General features: G+C 52.9%; 21 protein-coding genes. 9 read left to right on the forward strand and 12 right to left on the reverse strand.

Annotated features, from left to right (window positions below; translation table 11 throughout):
• The first annotated feature begins 70 nt into the window (after positions 1-70).
• Positions 71-397, forward strand: coding sequence for a hypothetical protein (locus DUD43_RS08815; protein ID WP_153229984.1), 327 nt, complete (start codon positions 71-73; stop codon positions 395-397).
• A gap of 90 nt (positions 398-487) precedes the next feature.
• Here the strand turns inward: DUD43_RS08815 and ssb are convergent, their stop codons facing one another.
• The 7 genes from ssb to DUD43_RS08850 all read right to left on the reverse strand — a co-directional run bounded on the left by ssb (position 488) and on the right by DUD43_RS08850 (position 5,141).
• Positions 488-964 (reverse strand): single-stranded DNA-binding protein, encoded by a 477-nt coding sequence (gene ssb, locus DUD43_RS08820; protein WP_153229985.1) that lies wholly within the window; start codon positions 962-964, stop codon positions 488-490.
• A complete protein-coding gene (locus DUD43_RS08825; RefSeq protein WP_153229986.1) occupies positions 965-1,600 on the reverse strand; it encodes a lambda exonuclease family protein in 636 nt (211 codons plus the stop codon).
• On the reverse strand, positions 1,600-2,337 hold the full coding sequence (locus DUD43_RS08830) for an ERF family protein (RefSeq protein ID WP_153229987.1): 738 nt from the start codon (positions 2,335-2,337) through the stop codon (positions 1,600-1,602). The genes DUD43_RS08825 and DUD43_RS08830 overlap by 1 nt, the downstream gene beginning before the upstream one ends.
• Before the next feature lie 7 nt (positions 2,338-2,344).
• A complete protein-coding gene (locus tag DUD43_RS08835) occupies positions 2,345-3,412 on the reverse strand; it encodes a hypothetical protein (RefSeq protein WP_153229988.1) in 1,068 nt (355 codons plus the stop codon).
• 278 nt (positions 3,413-3,690) lie between these two features.
• Complete coding sequence (locus DUD43_RS08840) at positions 3,691-4,050, reverse strand: hypothetical protein (RefSeq protein ID WP_153229989.1); 360 nt, start codon at positions 4,048-4,050, stop codon at positions 3,691-3,693.
• 236 nt (positions 4,051-4,286) lie between these two features.
• Positions 4,287-4,601 (reverse strand): hypothetical protein, encoded by a 315-nt coding sequence (locus DUD43_RS08845; protein WP_153229990.1) that lies wholly within the window; start codon positions 4,599-4,601, stop codon positions 4,287-4,289.
• Between the two features lie 381 nt (positions 4,602-4,982).
• Entirely contained in the window at positions 4,983-5,141 is a 159-nt protein-coding gene (locus tag DUD43_RS08850; RefSeq protein ID WP_153229991.1) for a hypothetical protein, read from the reverse strand.
• Between the two features lie 349 nt (positions 5,142-5,490).
• On the opposite strand from DUD43_RS08850, the gene DUD43_RS08855 reads away from it, so the two are divergent.
• Both DUD43_RS08855 and DUD43_RS08860 read left to right on the forward strand, forming a co-directional pair.
• A complete protein-coding gene (locus DUD43_RS08855) occupies positions 5,491-6,588 on the forward strand; it encodes a hypothetical protein (protein WP_153229992.1) in 1,098 nt (365 codons plus the stop codon).
• Positions 6,589-6,741: 153 nt separating this feature from the next.
• Positions 6,742-7,140 carry a hypothetical protein gene (locus DUD43_RS08860; RefSeq protein ID WP_153229993.1) on the forward strand — a complete coding sequence of 133 codons (399 nt, stop codon included), beginning with the start codon at positions 6,742-6,744 and terminating at the stop codon, positions 7,138-7,140.
• 78 nt (positions 7,141-7,218) lie between these two features.
• On the opposite strand, the gene DUD43_RS08865 is transcribed toward DUD43_RS08860, so the two are convergent.
• The 5 genes from DUD43_RS08865 to DUD43_RS19110 form a co-directional block, all read right to left on the reverse strand.
• Positions 7,219-8,256, reverse strand: a complete 1,038-nt coding sequence (locus tag DUD43_RS08865; RefSeq protein ID WP_153229994.1) for a hypothetical protein — start codon at positions 8,254-8,256, stop codon at positions 7,219-7,221.
• Between the two features lie 78 nt (positions 8,257-8,334).
• On the reverse strand, positions 8,335-9,495 hold the full coding sequence (locus tag DUD43_RS08870; RefSeq protein WP_153229995.1) for a type I restriction endonuclease: 1,161 nt from the start codon (positions 9,493-9,495) through the stop codon (positions 8,335-8,337).
• A gap of 145 nt (positions 9,496-9,640) precedes the next feature.
• Complete coding sequence (locus DUD43_RS08875) at positions 9,641-10,135, reverse strand: hypothetical protein (RefSeq protein WP_153229996.1); 495 nt, start codon at positions 10,133-10,135, stop codon at positions 9,641-9,643.
• 324 nt (positions 10,136-10,459) lie between these two features.
• On the reverse strand, positions 10,460-10,966 hold the full coding sequence (locus DUD43_RS08880; RefSeq protein WP_153229997.1) for a hypothetical protein: 507 nt from the start codon (positions 10,964-10,966) through the stop codon (positions 10,460-10,462).
• Positions 10,967-11,031: 65 nt separating this feature from the next.
• The gene (locus tag DUD43_RS19110) at positions 11,032-11,175 is read right to left on the reverse strand and encodes a hypothetical protein (protein WP_194273529.1); all 144 of its coding nucleotides are present in this window, start codon (positions 11,173-11,175) and stop codon (positions 11,032-11,034) included.
• Between the two features lie 54 nt (positions 11,176-11,229).
• Between DUD43_RS19110 and DUD43_RS08885 the strand changes: the two genes are divergently transcribed.
• From DUD43_RS08885 to DUD43_RS08910, 6 genes are all read left to right on the forward strand, one after another.
• Positions 11,230-11,541 carry a CII family transcriptional regulator gene (locus DUD43_RS08885; protein ID WP_153229998.1) on the forward strand — a complete coding sequence of 104 codons (312 nt, stop codon included), beginning with the start codon at positions 11,230-11,232 and terminating at the stop codon, positions 11,539-11,541.
• Position 11,542: 1 nt separating this feature from the next.
• On the forward strand, positions 11,543-11,974 hold the full coding sequence (locus DUD43_RS08890) for a hypothetical protein (RefSeq protein WP_153229999.1): 432 nt from the start codon (positions 11,543-11,545) through the stop codon (positions 11,972-11,974).
• Positions 11,975-12,098: 124 nt separating this feature from the next.
• The gene (locus tag DUD43_RS08895; protein WP_228125945.1) at positions 12,099-12,554 is read left to right on the forward strand and encodes a Ref family recombination enhancement nuclease; all 456 of its coding nucleotides are present in this window, start codon (positions 12,099-12,101) and stop codon (positions 12,552-12,554) included.
• A gap of 53 nt (positions 12,555-12,607) precedes the next feature.
• Positions 12,608-13,336 carry a hypothetical protein gene (locus DUD43_RS08900; RefSeq protein ID WP_153230000.1) on the forward strand — a complete coding sequence of 243 codons (729 nt, stop codon included), beginning with the start codon at positions 12,608-12,610 and terminating at the stop codon, positions 13,334-13,336.
• The gene (locus tag DUD43_RS08905) at positions 13,320-14,030 is read left to right on the forward strand and encodes a replication protein P (RefSeq protein WP_153230001.1); all 711 of its coding nucleotides are present in this window, start codon (positions 13,320-13,322) and stop codon (positions 14,028-14,030) included. Before DUD43_RS08900 ends, DUD43_RS08905 begins: the two co-directional genes overlap by 17 nt.
• Positions 14,027-14,362 carry a DUF1064 domain-containing protein gene (locus DUD43_RS08910; RefSeq protein WP_153230002.1) on the forward strand — a complete coding sequence of 112 codons (336 nt, stop codon included), beginning with the start codon at positions 14,027-14,029 and terminating at the stop codon, positions 14,360-14,362. Before DUD43_RS08905 ends, DUD43_RS08910 begins: the two co-directional genes overlap by 4 nt.
• The last annotated feature ends 37 nt before the right edge of the window (positions 14,363-14,399 follow it).

Raw genomic sequence — 14,399 nt, forward strand, 5'->3', positions numbered from 1 at the left:
CTCCAGTGAGTGATATGCGATGGGGATAGGTATGATTTGAGACTGCTGAAAGCTCAAATGTGAGGGTGAAATGTCTATTAGTAAAAAAAGTGATCTTCTGCCTAAAGACCCGAAGCTAAGAAAACTACGAGTTCGTCTAGAACACTCAACATCTATGCGGGCCACCGTTAATGACAATGGTGGCGTTGAGGCGACAGTTAAGGCGGGAGAGGTACTTGGAGATGAGTCTATTAAGTACGAGATCAAAATCTCCGAAGTGGAGATTAGATCGTTAATACGTGACCTCTCCGCAATTGCTGATAGGGCTGAATTGCAGTCCGCCCTTAAGGACGTTGCACGTGAGTTGAGCAGGCTATCGGCTGCCGCTTGCGGTATTGCAGTGAAAAGCGACCGCTAAAACGGCTTTATTTTTCACTTATTGCCTGTAAAACCAATCTATTAAACAAACCTGATTATGAATTACTTAACAATAATTACTTTATGTCATTCAAAACGGAATATCGTCATCCATATCGGCTAAGTTGTCCGTCATGGGTGGACGTTGTTGCGGCTGCCCGCGCCCGGTGGCTTCCGCGTAGTTGTTGCGCTGCTGGCCTTGGGGTGGCGAGTTGGGTTGCTGCGCTTCCCCATCACGGCCACCCAGCATTTGCATTTGCTCGGCAATGATCTCGGTCGTGAAACGCTCCTGACCGTCCTGGCCTGTCCATTTACGGGTGCGCAGACGACCTTCTACATAAACGGGGCGGCCTTTGCGCAGGTACTCACCCGCGATTTCAGCCAGACGGTTGTAGAACACCACACGGTGCCATTCGGTTTCCTCGCGGCGCTCGCCGGAGGTACGGTCTTTCCACTGCGAAGTCGTGGCAATGGAAATATTGCAGATGGCCGAACCTTCCGCGCTGTAGCGTACTTCTGGGTCACGGCCAAGATTGCCCACCAGAATGACTTTGTTGACTGAGGCCATTTATGCGGCCTCCAGCAGGGCGTCCCGCAGTTCGTGTTGATACTTGGTAACTGTCCGCTCGAACTCCATCAGATCGGATTCCAGCGAATCGATCTGGTTGTCGTCGCGCTCGATGCGGATGATCTTCATGCAGCCCAGGTCGTGAACCCACAAGACCAGATCCACCCACTTGCGGCCGAGCAACCACATTGCGCCATTGCACTGGTCTACATAGGCTGAAATATCGCCGTTCACAAACGCGGTGAACAGCGTATCGCTGCTGACCATCGTCTTAATTTCAATGATCCCGTCCTGGCCAACCAAGCCGTCCACGCTGACCCCAAACAGGCGGTCAGGCGTCGTGATGAAACCAGCCTCGTCAACGATATGGCCGGTTTTGCGCTCATAAACGGCGCGGGCGTATGGCTCTTGTTCGGTTCCCAGGCGCATGGCACCGTTCACAAAGACTTGCATGGGTTCACCGCCTTCGCGCTCTCGGGCTACGTCCATGGCGTAGTCCAAACATCTCTTGGATGGAGCGCCGCTTTTCAGGCAGTCGCGGCAGTCTTTGAAACGGCTGCCGGTGATGACGCCCTTACGGGCCTGGAGCCATTCTGGGGTGCCCTGTTCGGCTGTGTGAATGATTAAGCCTTCCATTATTGAGCCTCCGTAAGCATTTTTTTCTTGTCCGATACGGCCTTTTTGAAGGCGTTGTAGTCGGCAAGGTTGTTGGTTGCGTAGATGATGTTGCCGCCTTCCTGCCAGATGGTTTCTAGCTGTTCCAGTGTTTCGGCTTTGGCTACTTCGCTGACCCATGAATCTTTCAGAGCAGGATCTGCTGGGGCGCGGCCATCGGTGTCATCGTCCTGCTCGGACAAGCCGGTAATGGCCTTCAAGGTGTATCGCTCCAAGTAGGTCTTGGTGCTGGCGCGTGACTGAATAGCGTTGCGTCCTGGTCCGGTATCTGGTGGCCCGCCCATGCTCACACTTTCTTGGTGGCCGCCAACGTGCCGCAGGTAGCAAGTGACCTCCATCCAGTCCTTGTCATCCTTGGTCAGCTTCCAACTGGAAGAAAGCCCGTGCTTGGATAGGGCAGGGGTGACTGCATTCACAACGTCATGCAGCTCGGCGTACTTCTGATTCTTAAGTGGGCCATCGGAACGAGCCTTGCCCTTGATGATCGTGACTGACTCGGCTTTGAATGCAGCGAACGCCTCGTCGTAGGCTTTTTTGGCCTGGGTGGCGTTATAGCGATCCTGCAGGTCCATCATTTGCCCGATCTGCTCAGGGCTCATGCCAGACTGCAGGGCTGCAATTGCCATGGCCATTGGCGAACCTGCCGGGGCCGGTGCTGCGACAGCAGCCTGTGGAGCTTCAATGATTTCTGTGCTCATAGTGTCCTCAATATTGGATTCGGATAGCCGGAATCAGCCCCTTGGCGATCAGAATGACGGCTTGCTTGGCGCACTCGTCAGGCATACCGTTTTCGATGAATGCAGCTAGGGCGGCGTTGTTGATGCTGGCCTTGTGTGTGATATCGGCCTCGCGTTTCTGCTGCGCTGCCTCTGCTGCTGCCTTTTCGTCAGCTTGGCGCTTTATTTCTGCCTGGCGGGCGGCTTCGGCTGCATCCTTGGCGCGTTGCTCTGCGGCCAGCTTTTCAGCTTCGGCACGGGCCTCGGCCTGCTTCTGGCGTTCGATGGCTTCGGTCCGTTCCCGCTCAGCCTGTTCTGCGGCGGCTTTTGCATCGGCTTCACGCTTGGCGGCGGCATCGCGTTCAGCCTGGGCCTTGGTTTCGGCGTCGGCTCGGGCTTTGTCCGCGGCTTGGCGGGCGATCTCGGCCTCGCGGTCTTTCTGTTCCTGCTCGGCCTGCTTGCGGCGCAGCTCAGCCAGTTCTGCCTGCTCAGCTTCGTACCTCTGGCGCTCAGACAGGGCTGCGCTCAGGATTTCCAGCGCTTTGGCTTTGACCCGGTGAGCCTCGGCCTCAAACTCTTCCCAAGACTCGCCAATTACCTCGGCCTCTACCGATTTGATGCGCAGGCGAAGTGCGTCCGAATTAAGAGCTCCAACCTCTCGCGCTTGAGACGCCATGCTCTCCAAGCCGTTCCTGTGCATTGCTATCCGGTTGGCCTCTGCTTCCTCCCATTCCGTCAACGGCTTGCGGACCTCGTCGCGTAGCGAGTCCATCTTGGCGTTCCAGTCCCTGCGCTGTGCGTCGATCTGTTTCGGCACTTCTTTGTATTTCGCCGACAGCGCGGCACCCATCTTTTCAACAGCCGTCTTTGTACGCGTTACCTTGTAGGCGTCAGCGGCGCAGGCTTCACGGTCCTTGCGGATCTTCATGTCGTACACCGTGCCGCTGACCTTCTCGCGCACCTGTTCGACATAGTGATCCAAGCCGCCAGGTGTGGTGAATGTTGCCAGTGCCGTGTCTTCCGATGGCAGCTCAATCAGTTCTGTGGATTCGGTCATGTCATGCTCCAATCGCTCGGACCGCCAGAGTCGGGCCGAAAAAAAGCAGTCCGCAGACTGCTATGGCAATGATTAGGGTTAGGGACCAGCCCCAGGGCGGGGTGCTGCTATTGGGTGCGTAGCATCCCCGTCCGTCGAATTGATTGCGGCGGCGAGTGCGGGGGAAGCCGGGGTTTGGGTCTGTCACGGCTGCCTCCAGATACTAAGAACGCCCTCAATTCCGAGCGCAATAAAGAAAGCGGCGCAGCAAAAGAACACCGCGAAGATGAAAAACTCGATCAGCACGGCAGCGCCTCCAGTTCTTGCCGGGTCATGCAGTTATGCGTGGTGTCTGCCCAGTCGCCGATGATTCGTTCGCGTTCGGTGCGCAGGGTAGGGCGCAGGCTTTCATCATCTAGCGCAGCAAGCAGCTTGGAGCAATAGTCGAAACCTGCCGAGCTGGACGCCAGAAGCGAGTTCTCCATTTCTTCGATCAGCCCTATGCGGCTTACCTTTTGAGGAATCGATTGCAGGGTCCAGGCGATGTTTACGTACAGCGTTTTGCCATACAGGCAGTTGCGGATCTGCTCCGCGATATAGGCGCGGCGGCGCTCCGCCAGCTCGTAAGTGCGTACTTCGCGCTCTGCGATAGCGTTCATGGTTAGCTCCGGGGGGATTGCGCCGCGTCCGGCGCTTGAGAATAGGAAGAGGGTTAGCCTGCGTCTGCCGCCGTCACTGCATTTGCGCAAATGCAGGTATTGGCGGGTTCCGGGGTTCTATGCCCTCTAGTCGCAGCACTCCCGACCGCCCATGGCGTGGGCGGGTTTGATATCGAATTGGTTAAGGGAGTGGGAATGCTGCGGCTGGAGGGTGCCCCTCATAAGAAGGGCTGGGATCACCACCATGCAGAAGCTTGCTTTTTTGCACGGATCAGATCGTCTTCGGTAAGGTGAGTGAACCCTCCATGCTTTTTGTCTAAGTCGCTACCTACCGCCCAAGCTTTAAGCATGTGGCTTTTGCTGCACCCTCTGTAATCAATGGCTGGGTTTAAGCAACTGAAAACCTGCGCTGTTCTGTGTGCAGTGATTCCCTTAAGGTGACGATTGAAAATTTCTGTTCGCTCCTTAATCCCGGCCCCTGCTTTCTCTTGCTTGTCATGCTTGCCAGGAAAGTCGCTGGGCCAGCACATTGGTTTGTCCTGCTGTTGCATGTCTATCTCCTATTTATCCGTCAGCACCCTGAGTCAAGATGCTGGTGGATAACCGCTGCGCTCCTGGCTACTCCCAGCCAAGCTGGCTCCAGGTAGCGCAACGTCCTAAATCCCCACGTCACGGGTTGTCCGTCTCACTCTTTATCAGGGGGTGTGGGGATGCGCCCTGGGCCTAGCCGTGCGCGTTCGCACCATTGGCCTGTTTATCGCTTTGCTCGTTGTTAAAGATCATCCCGCTTCACCTCCGTTACTAGGCTGCCCTGAGGGCTAGGCTGTTCTGTGTTGGCGAAACATAATTAACTCACATATGAGTTGATAAGCGAATAATAAACCCATATTTGGGCTGTTGTCAACCCTGATATGGGTTATTGGTTGGTTTTATTATCCGGCGAGGCGGATCTGATCTAGGAGGTCGATAGCAAATTCTGATGAGGCTAGCAGCGCAAGCAGGGCGTCACGCTGCTCGGAGCGGGAGAGCTCCATAAAGCCGGAAAAATTTGCTGCGGTGATGAGGCGGATCTGGGCATGCACTTGGCGCATGGAATCACCTAAGGCCGCAACATCCTGTGAGGACGGTTGAGGCGGTGGCTGCGGAGGATCTTGGCTGGTATTACTCGTCATATCGCAATGCTCTTCTCTTACAAGTGGGCGTTTTAGATACGCGCTCTGATTCGTGGGAGCTACGTGGAGCGCGTCAATATGGCGGGGCAGGGGGATATTAATACTGTATATCTGCACAGTATTTTTGGTCAAGGTAATGTGGCTGACTATGGGGTCTGGGCGTGATTTGATGCGCTGACTGGGTACGGCCTAGATGGCTCAATCTGGTAGCATCCAGATTTTGATTGTTACTTAGAGGAAGTATGGGATGAGCAGGTATGCCACTTGCATGTTTCTATGGCTTTTTATGTTGAGCGGGGATGTTGCGGCGACCTCCCGGGCCGCAATGGCCTTCAGCACATTTAACCCTTGTGTAGGAAATGCGTCGTTTTGCGGTACTCGTATTTTAGCGAGTGGAGTAATAGAAGCCGATAGCTATAGAAAGTTGGCAAACTTTATTGCAACATCGAAGGACGTGCCACCTGTGCCAACCATTGTTTTCGACAGCCCTGGAGGTAGTGTTTCGGGGGCCTTGGCTATGGGGCGATTGATCCGTAGTAGGGGTTATGACACTGCGTTAGAGAAGGATTATCAAGAAGAGCTATTGTTTAACGAAGGTATGCGGGACATCGCTTTAAATACTGTGTGTGTATCTGCTTGTTCTCTAGCTTTTCTTGGTGGGAAAAACCGTTTAGTAGGTCGTGATGCTCGTTATGGCGTACATCAATTTTATTCCAAGGATAGTGGTGCTGGGGAGGCTGCAGCGCAAGTGACGATGACTGCTTTGGCGCTCTATTTAGAAGAAATGGGGGTTAGTCGACGTCTACTTGATTTGTCATCTTTGGTGGCACCAGAGGGGGTGCTTTGGCTGACGAGTGACGAAATGCGAGTATTGAGAGTAGATAACTCAGAACCTGAGTTGAGTACGTGGCGTATTGATGTAGATGAGGCTGGTGAGCCTGTGTTAAATGTTACGCAAAAGGTGGATGCAGACCGCGAACTTTTTTTGTCGTTAAGTAATACAAAAGGCGGAGTGCTGCTTGTAGTTGTAGTGAACATTACTCTTGGTGAGTCTGCTGAAGACCGAACACCTATGTTCCCTGTAGGGGAGCGTCTGGATGTTTCTTTTAGCAATAAGGAGTGGCGGACGATTGCAAAGCCCACCTCTTTGGTGAGTTGGAGGAGGGCAGGCACTCCAATGGACAAGACGAAATCGTTCGTTGGCGCAGCTTTAATGACACACGACAATTTATTGAGGGTCTCTGCTAATCCTCTCGTAAGATTTGATGTTGGTTTTCCGAATGTTATACGGGACTTGAGTGCCACTACTATGCTATCGACGGAAGGGTTACGGAATGGCGTGGGTTTGTTGGCACGGATGCGTTAAAAAGCAAGAGTAGCTCCTAACATCAAAATCACGGGAGGGGCTTTAGTGTGTGGGGGGCATTACAAAAAAAGCCTAAGTAACAGGCCCCATGAAAAGGCCTTGTTCTCTTAATCTGGTACGATTTTGTCTTTATTCGTTACTTGGGAGAGGGGTGTGTATAAACAGACATCCGGCGCAATGGGAATGATGGCCCTGCTTTTCGCATTATTTACCGTTATCGCTGCTACTGTTGCTATCTACACTTACGGGAAAATTGCCATCGTAGAGCCAGGCCTATATGGGCTTTCCTCGTCTGTTAAGACAGTGACTAATTGGCCTCTGATTATTTCTTGCGTTTCTGCGGGGTTTTATTCAATAGCGTTTGCCGCTTTGTTTATGTATGTAGAAACAACTAGAAATGCAGTTGCCAAGATAGCTAATCATCTTGGAATCAAGGAAGAAGAGCCAGGTAACGCCCAATCAACAAGCCAGGCTGCTGATGAGCAAGAACAACCAAGTGTCAGCGTGACCCCATCGAAGGGGAACATTAGGCGGGGACAGCGATCTGTATGACGCAACGCCTATAGCAGACAACAAAAAAGCCCCGGGAGGGGCTTTGATTCCTAGGATCCGTAAAAATTCCTTAGCGGTCTAAAACAATTTTTTTTGCTGCACATGGTCTGCAATTGTTGAAGGAGGATCGTAGGTCGTGTTCGCTATAAACGGCTTGATTGCCTGTGCGGGCTGGGTAGAATCTCCCATGCTTTTTATCACGATATTTGCGGGAATCATCCTTGACTCATCGTGAGGGTCTGCTTTGTACAGAATGCTGATGTTTGCATAAGTAGCTCCCTTTAAGCTGGAGGTATTTATATGCGGATATAGGGTTACAGCTAAGCGTTTGTCGAATCCAGCCGCGAGAGCTGACCATCCCTTACTTCGATAGTCTAAGTCCGTAGCCCTTATATCAAGGAGCACATTTTGATAGTCGATTTCTTGACGGGTATCCAGCGGAGGGGGAGATAAAGGAACTTCAGCGATCGCAGCAGCCGGGATCACTATTGGAGCCGCTCCATCTCCAAAGGTAATTGATGTCGATGAATCTGGCCTGGCTGGGGCTAATAAATCAAGGCTTGATTTGTACAGTCCTGGATTCTCTTTGATTGTATTTTCAATGATTTCTTTGACATCCACTTCGCTCAGGCCCGAGATATCTCGTCCAGCAGTGATGATGACACTATTCGCAGCCTCTATCTTTGTAGTGGGCTGATCTGTGCCTACCGCCATTTTATAAGCCGTAACAGCGACAAAGGCTGCGAGCGCAAAATCGATTAGTTTCACAAGTTTTGGATGTTTTTGGCCAAATTGGTAGATGAAAGCATCTCTTTCTTCATCATTCCGAAATCTGAGTCTGGTCCAGAAGCGTATAAGTTCGCTGCCGGTTTCAACTGCTTCGAGTCGGAATTGAATGCCGTCTAAATTCAGATTTAGAAGCTGGTTGATGGCGGGCGGGAGAGCCTTTAAAGCGCCCTCTAGACCTTTGAGTGATCGTATTACATCTTTGAGAGCTACTGGGTCAGCACAGTCATAGTAAATGATATTGGGCTGCTCAAGATTATAGGTAATGCTCATAGGAAAGATACGCTCTGCATCTGTTAGTTGCTTCGTAGTTAAAAAATAAGGAGCCAAATGGCTCCTTGTCTCTTCCTGCTCAGTCCTTCTTACGTACAGCCTCCCTGGGCTGGGTAACGATTATGGAGCCCATGCTCACTCTTCCTCTGACTCGACCCTACGAGAGGAGCGACGGAAGTTCTCGTCATTTTGGCAGTACATCAAGGCGTCTCGTAAGATGCCAGCGAGTCGGTACAGGTCTTCCGGCTTGTTCAAGATGATCCGACCATTTTTGCCAATCTCTAACCCGGCTCGTTGAGCTTCCATATTGTGGATTTCGGTCATTGGCTCAATGAACTGAATCGCGGGGCGTCGCTTGTCACCCCAGAAGCGGAAGAGCCATCTATTCGATTTCCCACCAGAAATCACAGAGAAGTATGTCTCAGTGTCTCGCATGGACAAATCTTCGCCTGGAAGAATTTCTTGGCAGATCTGGTAGAGCTTCTGTTCTTCTGGTGTCGTGATTATCTTTTCGTTATCAGGGTCAATGATTGGTGCATCTTCGTCGGATAGTACGACCACTGGCGGCGCTTCCTCGGTTTTCTGCGGCCGTGAAAGGCTGGTGGCGACCATTGAGCTTACTGATTGAGCTACTGCTTGAACCACCAAGGGCTGAATGCTTTCTAGGAATCGCGCATTAAGCTGTCGTTGGATGGATGCTCGTGTCGCAACATAGCGCACAAAATCCACATCGCATTCGCGCAGGGAGGATGTGATGGCCTCTCGGAATGATGACAGGTAGATATTCTCTTCCGCCATAGCGCGTAGAGCGCCTGCCTCCAGCTTATCGTGATGGAAACGGAACAACTGCTCCGCAGCATCTTCCTGTGGAGCCTCAAAGTCGACAGTTAAGAATGGATCTTTGTCCATTATGTTTCTGTTGACTAGGTCGGTGAAAAACCGCCATTCCCTGCCGTTTGTTATTGCAGCAACCGCCACCTCTGGCGTCGCGTTGTAGTACCTGGATAGTTGAGGGCAGTGGTTCGTCAGGTCTTGGGCGTATGCCTTGGCTTCAATAAAAAGCACAGGCGTCCCATTACTGAATAGCGCGTAATCAACACGCTCAGTGGCTTTCACTCCGGGGAAGTCAGAACCGTACTCTGCTTGAACTTTAGTTGGATCGTAGGGACTGAAGCCAAGAATATCCAGCATTGGGAGGATCAAGGCTTGCTTGGTCGTCTCCTCCGAAATGCAGTGGGCACCAACTTTGTTCACATGCTCGATGTGTGAACTAACTCGCTGTATAAACCGTTCCATTGCCTCACTCACAAAACAATAATATTTAAAATTTCTGGTTACTTTACAGATAAAAAATATGGGGCCGTATAGACCCCATATCCCTCTATTCGGTTAGAACCCAACAATCAACTCAGTAACTTGGCCAGCGTGGCGTTTCATCGTTTCAACCTTCGTCCTTCTTTACATCCAGGCCGAGCTGGGCGGCAGTAAGCAGGATTGCGCCCTCAATCTTTGAAAGTTGATCCTTGCTTAGGTGGCCGAGCTTACTGATATCCACATCCTCAAAATTCAAGGTTGGATGTTCATTGCTTTCGTTTGCCAGTCTGGGCGGTTTTCGCACATCTAGATTTTGTGTGAAGAGCTGCCAGACCTCGACGCCGAATGTCTTGGCGACACCATCCAACTTATCTATTCCCACCGATACTGAACCGGCTTTATCGACGTTTCTCAGGCGATCGAAGGTTGATCTGCTCACGCGGCCTTGGGAGGCTTTCTGCGCGGCCTCGTTAGACGAGTGAACGCCGCCACGCCCGATTAGGCGATTCATATTGGCGGCAAGGGTCACAAGGGCGTCATCACTCATATCTGAGTATTTTCTCAGCATAGTTAACCCTTGTGTGGGTTGATAACAACCCAGATATGAGTCATAATTGGACATGGACTCTATTAATTTCCTCTCAGATGTGCGTCTCAAGCTACGGGCTGAGGCCTATCGGAACCTGCCTCACGTTGCGCGTGAGTCAGGCGTTCCGGAAAGCACTATCAAAAAGATTCGCTCCGGTGAGGTTCAGGACCCGCGAGTTAGCACCATTCAGGCGCTGTATGAGTATTTCTGCCGCCCCAAAAAGGAGCGCGCAAATGTGTGAGCAAACTGTGCGGTTGAGCTCGTTGGTTTTCCATAAGAATGCAACCGTTGTTGAGGCTGAGACAAGTTTTGATGAGTTCTGGGTTGCTCTGGGGCCTGGTCTCGGGTTTCTGCATTTCACCCGACAGTACCTAAACCAAGAGCGGTTCCTATTGCGGCAAGTGCAGTCGGAGAGTTTGCCAATCCCAGGTCCACTAGTTTCAGTACAAGGTGTTTTGTGGTCTCGGCGGGCAGCTCTCGAAGCGAATCAAGCCATCTCTTCTTATCTGGCTGGGATAGATCAGATCGAAGAATCTTCCCCTCAATTAACGACTTCAAGGTGTCGTCATGAATCTTGATGGTCATGACTCCGAGGATGGCGGAAAGACCACCGTCTTCGGCAAGGAAATCAATGCCGCGGTTAGTGATTACAGCCCCTTCTTCATCAGTGTCGTACTCAGCTGCGCGAAACGAAATGAGGCCGTGCTCACGAAGATAAACAAGGTTTGCATAGAAGTCATAGTCGCCATCCTCCTGATGTTTTGCATCAATGAGTCCCTTCAGGTGAGGGTGCTCCATGTCACCTGGGTAGCTCTCACGGAGTAGTTCGAGGATAGAACGCTGAACGTTTCTATTGAATTTCACGGCCAATTCCTTTCAGAAAGTTTGGTTACTCGCATTTCTAAGCATAGCTGATCGGAGTTGGCCACTTAATGCAGTTCATGAGTAGGGCAGGCAGGTTCATCTAGTTCCCGCGTGTCCTGCTCATCACACAGACGCGCAAACAGTTGCATGACGGTTTGCTGCGTTGGTTCTTCAAAGGTGCGCCGTGCGATGTCTTCGGCGGCAGTCAAGATTTTCTCAGTTTTGGTCATTTGATTGGCCCTTGTTTTATTTGGATGTATTCGATGAACACAGAAACAGTATCGGGCGAGCGGCGCGAAAGCACACGCAAGAACGGTGCACGGATTCAAGCACTGATCATGAGCCGACTTGCAGAGGTAACGCAGGCCCGTGCATCGGCTTGCATCGGCGTGGACCCAAGCACGGTAAGCCGCTGGGTGAAGGATGACCTGGAGTCAATCTGTCTTCTGTTGGCTTCGTTGGGTTTTCAGGTTTCTCGAACCACATCGATGGTGGTTGATCGCGACGAGCTCAAGTTTATGAAGCGCGTTGTGGCCAAGTACTTCATTGCTGAGCTTGAGCGAGAAGAGGACTGATATGCAGATCGTAAATAGTGATGAGTCCTTGCAGCGCTTTTTTGGCGATGTGCGTAGCCAATACCAAGCGCATCGCTACCTCCGCATTTCCATAAAGACCGGCAAGGCCCGTACACAACCCCAGAACGACATTACGCATGTTTGGTACGGGCAGATAGCGCGCGAGCTGCCCGAAGATGATGCGCTGGGTTGGCGCTGCTACTGCAAGCTGCATCACGGCGTGCCGATCCTGCGGGCCGAAGACGCCGAGTTCCAAGGCATGTACGACTCGATCATCAAAGGCCGGAGCTACGAAGAAAAGCTGCTGGTAATGAAGTATCTGCCGGTCACGTCACTGATGAGCCGCAAGCAGTTGAGCACGTACGCCGAGGCCGTGCAGGCTGATTTTCGAGAGCGCGGCGTATTTCTTGTGTTCCCGGGGAGCGAGGCATGAAGCTCTGGCAAATGTGGCTAATCATTTTTTATGTGTGTATCGCACGACTTGCCAGTGACGATGGGCTGGTAGTCATGGCCATAGGCGCGTTTCTGGCGGTTATCGGTTTTGGAGTAGCACGACGATGAGAGCCTGGAACAGCACATTCAAAGCCCCGGCAAAGCCTATGCAGCGCAGCGCATGGAAGCCAGCCAAGCCCAAGGCGATTAAGTCACGAGGCATGAAGGGGGCGGCAACCACGGCAGAGCAGAAGCGATTTCATAGCCTGATGGCCTCGCTCGGTTGCATCGCCTGCCACCTGGATAAGCGCTATCAGCCAGTCGTGAGCATTCACCACATTGACGGTCGCACCAAGCCCGATGCTCATTGGCAGGTGTTACCGCTGTGTGCTGGTCATCACCAGGACGGAACGGGCGCGCCTGGACTGGTTGCCGTCCACCCCTGGGGAAACAAGTTTGAGTCGATTTACAGCCCACAGCGCAATCTGCTGCGCTTGTGCATACAAACATTGCTGGACCGTGGCGCCGTTGTACCAGATGGCGCGCTGAGGGCGGCAAATATGATTTTGGAGGTGGCATGAGCACTTCAATGCCCTGGTTCCGTATGTACACGGACTTTCTGAACGATCCCAAGATGATTGCCCTGGCCTTTGAGGATCAGCGTCACTTTATTGGTGTTCTGGCTCTGAAAAGTGACGGCGCGCTGGATCAGGGCTGCTGCCCGGATCTGTTGGATCGCATTGTGGCCCAGCGCCTGTGGATCGACCACGCCATCATCCGTGATGTGAAAAAGCGCTTGATGGCTGCTGGTTTGATTGACGACGCTTGGCAGCCGATTGCATGGGAAAAGCGTCAGTCTCGATCAGATAGCAGCGCTGAGCGCACCCGTAAGTATCGGGAAAGACAGAAGAAACAGGAAGGTGACGGCGATATGACGTCACCGAAACGTCACAGTGACGCCCTAGATATAGATAAAGAAGAAGATAAAGAAACAGATAAAGAAGAAAAGATAAAACCGCGCGCACGCGCTGCCGCGCCTGCTATCGATTTTTCGAGCTGGCCTGCTGTACCAAGCCCCGAAGTGGTCGCCGACTACCTGCGACACCGAAAAGAAATCAAAGCCCCGCTGACGCAGACCGCTGCAAACCGGCTGGGGACAGAAGCACAGCGGGCCATGGCCATGGGCTACAGCGTTGACGACTTTCTTGCTGAATGCATGCTGCGCGGCTGGCGGGGAGGGAAAGCCAGTTGGCTGGAAGACCGGGATAGCCGCAAGCCTGCTGGTCAGGAGAAATTCGACCCGCTTGCCTACGTGAACCAGGGCCGTATTCGCCAGGAGGAAGCGCATGTTATCGACGTGTGAATCGAAAAGCAAATGGCTGATAACTCACGCCAAGCTGGATGGTATCAGCTTGATGGACCACTTGTTCAACCGCTTGAACGGCACCTATCCGAACAAATTCCGAGCGAATTTCAAGGACAAGCAATCGATTCAGGACTGGAAAGACGCCTGGGCAGAAGCGTTTGACGAAGAAGGTATTGTTCCGCAGGACGTAGCCTTGGGCATCAAAAACTGCCGCCGCATGTTCGACTGGCCGCCAAGCCTGCCCGAGTTCCTGCGCGCATGCCGGCCGCATCTGGAGGCTGATGTGGCGTTCTTTGAAGCGGTACGTGGTATGCAGGCCCGAGCAAAGGGCGAAGTAGGCGCCTGGTCACACCCAGCCATCTTTCACGCTGCCATTGCGGTCGGGCAATACGACATGATGAACCAGGCTTACCAGCAACTGGAGAACCGCTGGAACAAAGCGTTGGCCAGTCAGCTTGCCTTGGGCGCTTGGGCTGATATTCCAGATCCGACGCTGGCCTTGCCGTCGCCTGTGGACTCCAAAGAAGTGCGCGCAGAGGGACAGAAGAAAGTGCGAGATCTGACGCAGCAGGCTGTCAGCCAGACGGGGAAAGACCAAAATGCTTGGGCTGGGAAGATCCTGCGAGCCCCCAAGGGCCGCACTTTGACAGTGTTGAATATGGCCCGTGCAGCTCAGGGAGAGGCCGCATGAAGCGCAAGTACGGAAACCGCAAGACGGTGATCGACGGCCATACCTTCGACTCAAAGCGGGAAGCGTCCCGGTATGGCGCCCTCAAGCTGCTGGAGCGGGCAGGGCAGATCACCGACCTGGAACTGCAGCCCCGTTTCGAGCTGATCCCCAAGCAGCGCCGCGATGACGGTAAGCCGGAGCGCGCCTGTGAGTACGTGGCCGACTTTCGCTATACGGACACCGCCACCGGTCAGCAGGTAATCGAGGACGCCAAAGGCATGCGTACGCGGGACTACATCATGAAACGCAAGCTCATGCTCCAGGTTCACGGCATTTCGGTGCGGGAGGTTTGATATGTCATACCCAAGCTGGATGTACCAGGACCCGTCC

The sequence above is a fragment of the Alcaligenes faecalis genome (genome assembly GCF_009497775.1).
GTDB lineage: Bacteria > Pseudomonadota > Gammaproteobacteria > Burkholderiales > Burkholderiaceae_B > Alcaligenes > Alcaligenes faecalis_D.

What these genes read in the sequence shown, in the direction of transcription:
- DUD43_RS08815 (WP_153229984.1), top strand. Translation starts at nt 71, where the DNA reads ATGTCTATTAGTAAAAAAAGTGATCTTCTGCCTAAAGACCCGAAGCTA.
- ssb (WP_153229985.1), bottom strand. Translation starts at nt 964, where the DNA reads ATGGCCTCAGTCAACAAAGTCATTCTGGTGGGCAATCTTGGCCGTGAC.
- DUD43_RS08825 (WP_153229986.1), bottom strand. Translation starts at nt 1,600, where the DNA reads ATGGAAGGCTTAATCATTCACACAGCCGAACAGGGCACCCCAGAATGG.
- DUD43_RS08830 (WP_153229987.1), bottom strand. Translation starts at nt 2,337, where the DNA reads ATGAGCACAGAAATCATTGAAGCTCCACAGGCTGCTGTCGCAGCACCG.
- DUD43_RS08835 (WP_153229988.1), bottom strand. Translation starts at nt 3,412, where the DNA reads ATGACCGAATCCACAGAACTGATTGAGCTGCCATCGGAAGACACGGCA.
- DUD43_RS08840 (WP_153229989.1), bottom strand. Translation starts at nt 4,050, where the DNA reads ATGAACGCTATCGCAGAGCGCGAAGTACGCACTTACGAGCTGGCGGAG.
- DUD43_RS08845 (WP_153229990.1), bottom strand. Translation starts at nt 4,601, where the DNA reads ATGCAACAGCAGGACAAACCAATGTGCTGGCCCAGCGACTTTCCTGGC.
- DUD43_RS08850 (WP_153229991.1), bottom strand. Translation starts at nt 5,141, where the DNA reads ATGCGCCAAGTGCATGCCCAGATCCGCCTCATCACCGCAGCAAATTTT.
- DUD43_RS08855 (WP_153229992.1), top strand. Translation starts at nt 5,491, where the DNA reads ATGTTTCTATGGCTTTTTATGTTGAGCGGGGATGTTGCGGCGACCTCC.
- DUD43_RS08870 (WP_153229995.1), bottom strand. Translation starts at nt 9,495, where the DNA reads ATGGAACGGTTTATACAGCGAGTTAGTTCACACATCGAGCATGTGAAC.
- DUD43_RS08875 (WP_153229996.1), bottom strand. Translation starts at nt 10,135, where the DNA reads ATGTCCAATTATGACTCATATCTGGGTTGTTATCAACCCACACAAGGG.
- DUD43_RS08885 (WP_153229998.1), top strand. Translation starts at nt 11,230, where the DNA reads ATGAACACAGAAACAGTATCGGGCGAGCGGCGCGAAAGCACACGCAAG.
- DUD43_RS08890 (WP_153229999.1), top strand. Translation starts at nt 11,543, where the DNA reads ATGCAGATCGTAAATAGTGATGAGTCCTTGCAGCGCTTTTTTGGCGAT.
- DUD43_RS08895 (WP_228125945.1), top strand. Translation starts at nt 12,099, where the DNA reads ATGAGAGCCTGGAACAGCACATTCAAAGCCCCGGCAAAGCCTATGCAG.
- DUD43_RS08900 (WP_153230000.1), top strand. Translation starts at nt 12,608, where the DNA reads ATGATTGCCCTGGCCTTTGAGGATCAGCGTCACTTTATTGGTGTTCTG.
- DUD43_RS08905 (WP_153230001.1), top strand. Translation starts at nt 13,320, where the DNA reads ATGTTATCGACGTGTGAATCGAAAAGCAAATGGCTGATAACTCACGCC.
- DUD43_RS08910 (WP_153230002.1), top strand. Translation starts at nt 14,027, where the DNA reads ATGAAGCGCAAGTACGGAAACCGCAAGACGGTGATCGACGGCCATACC.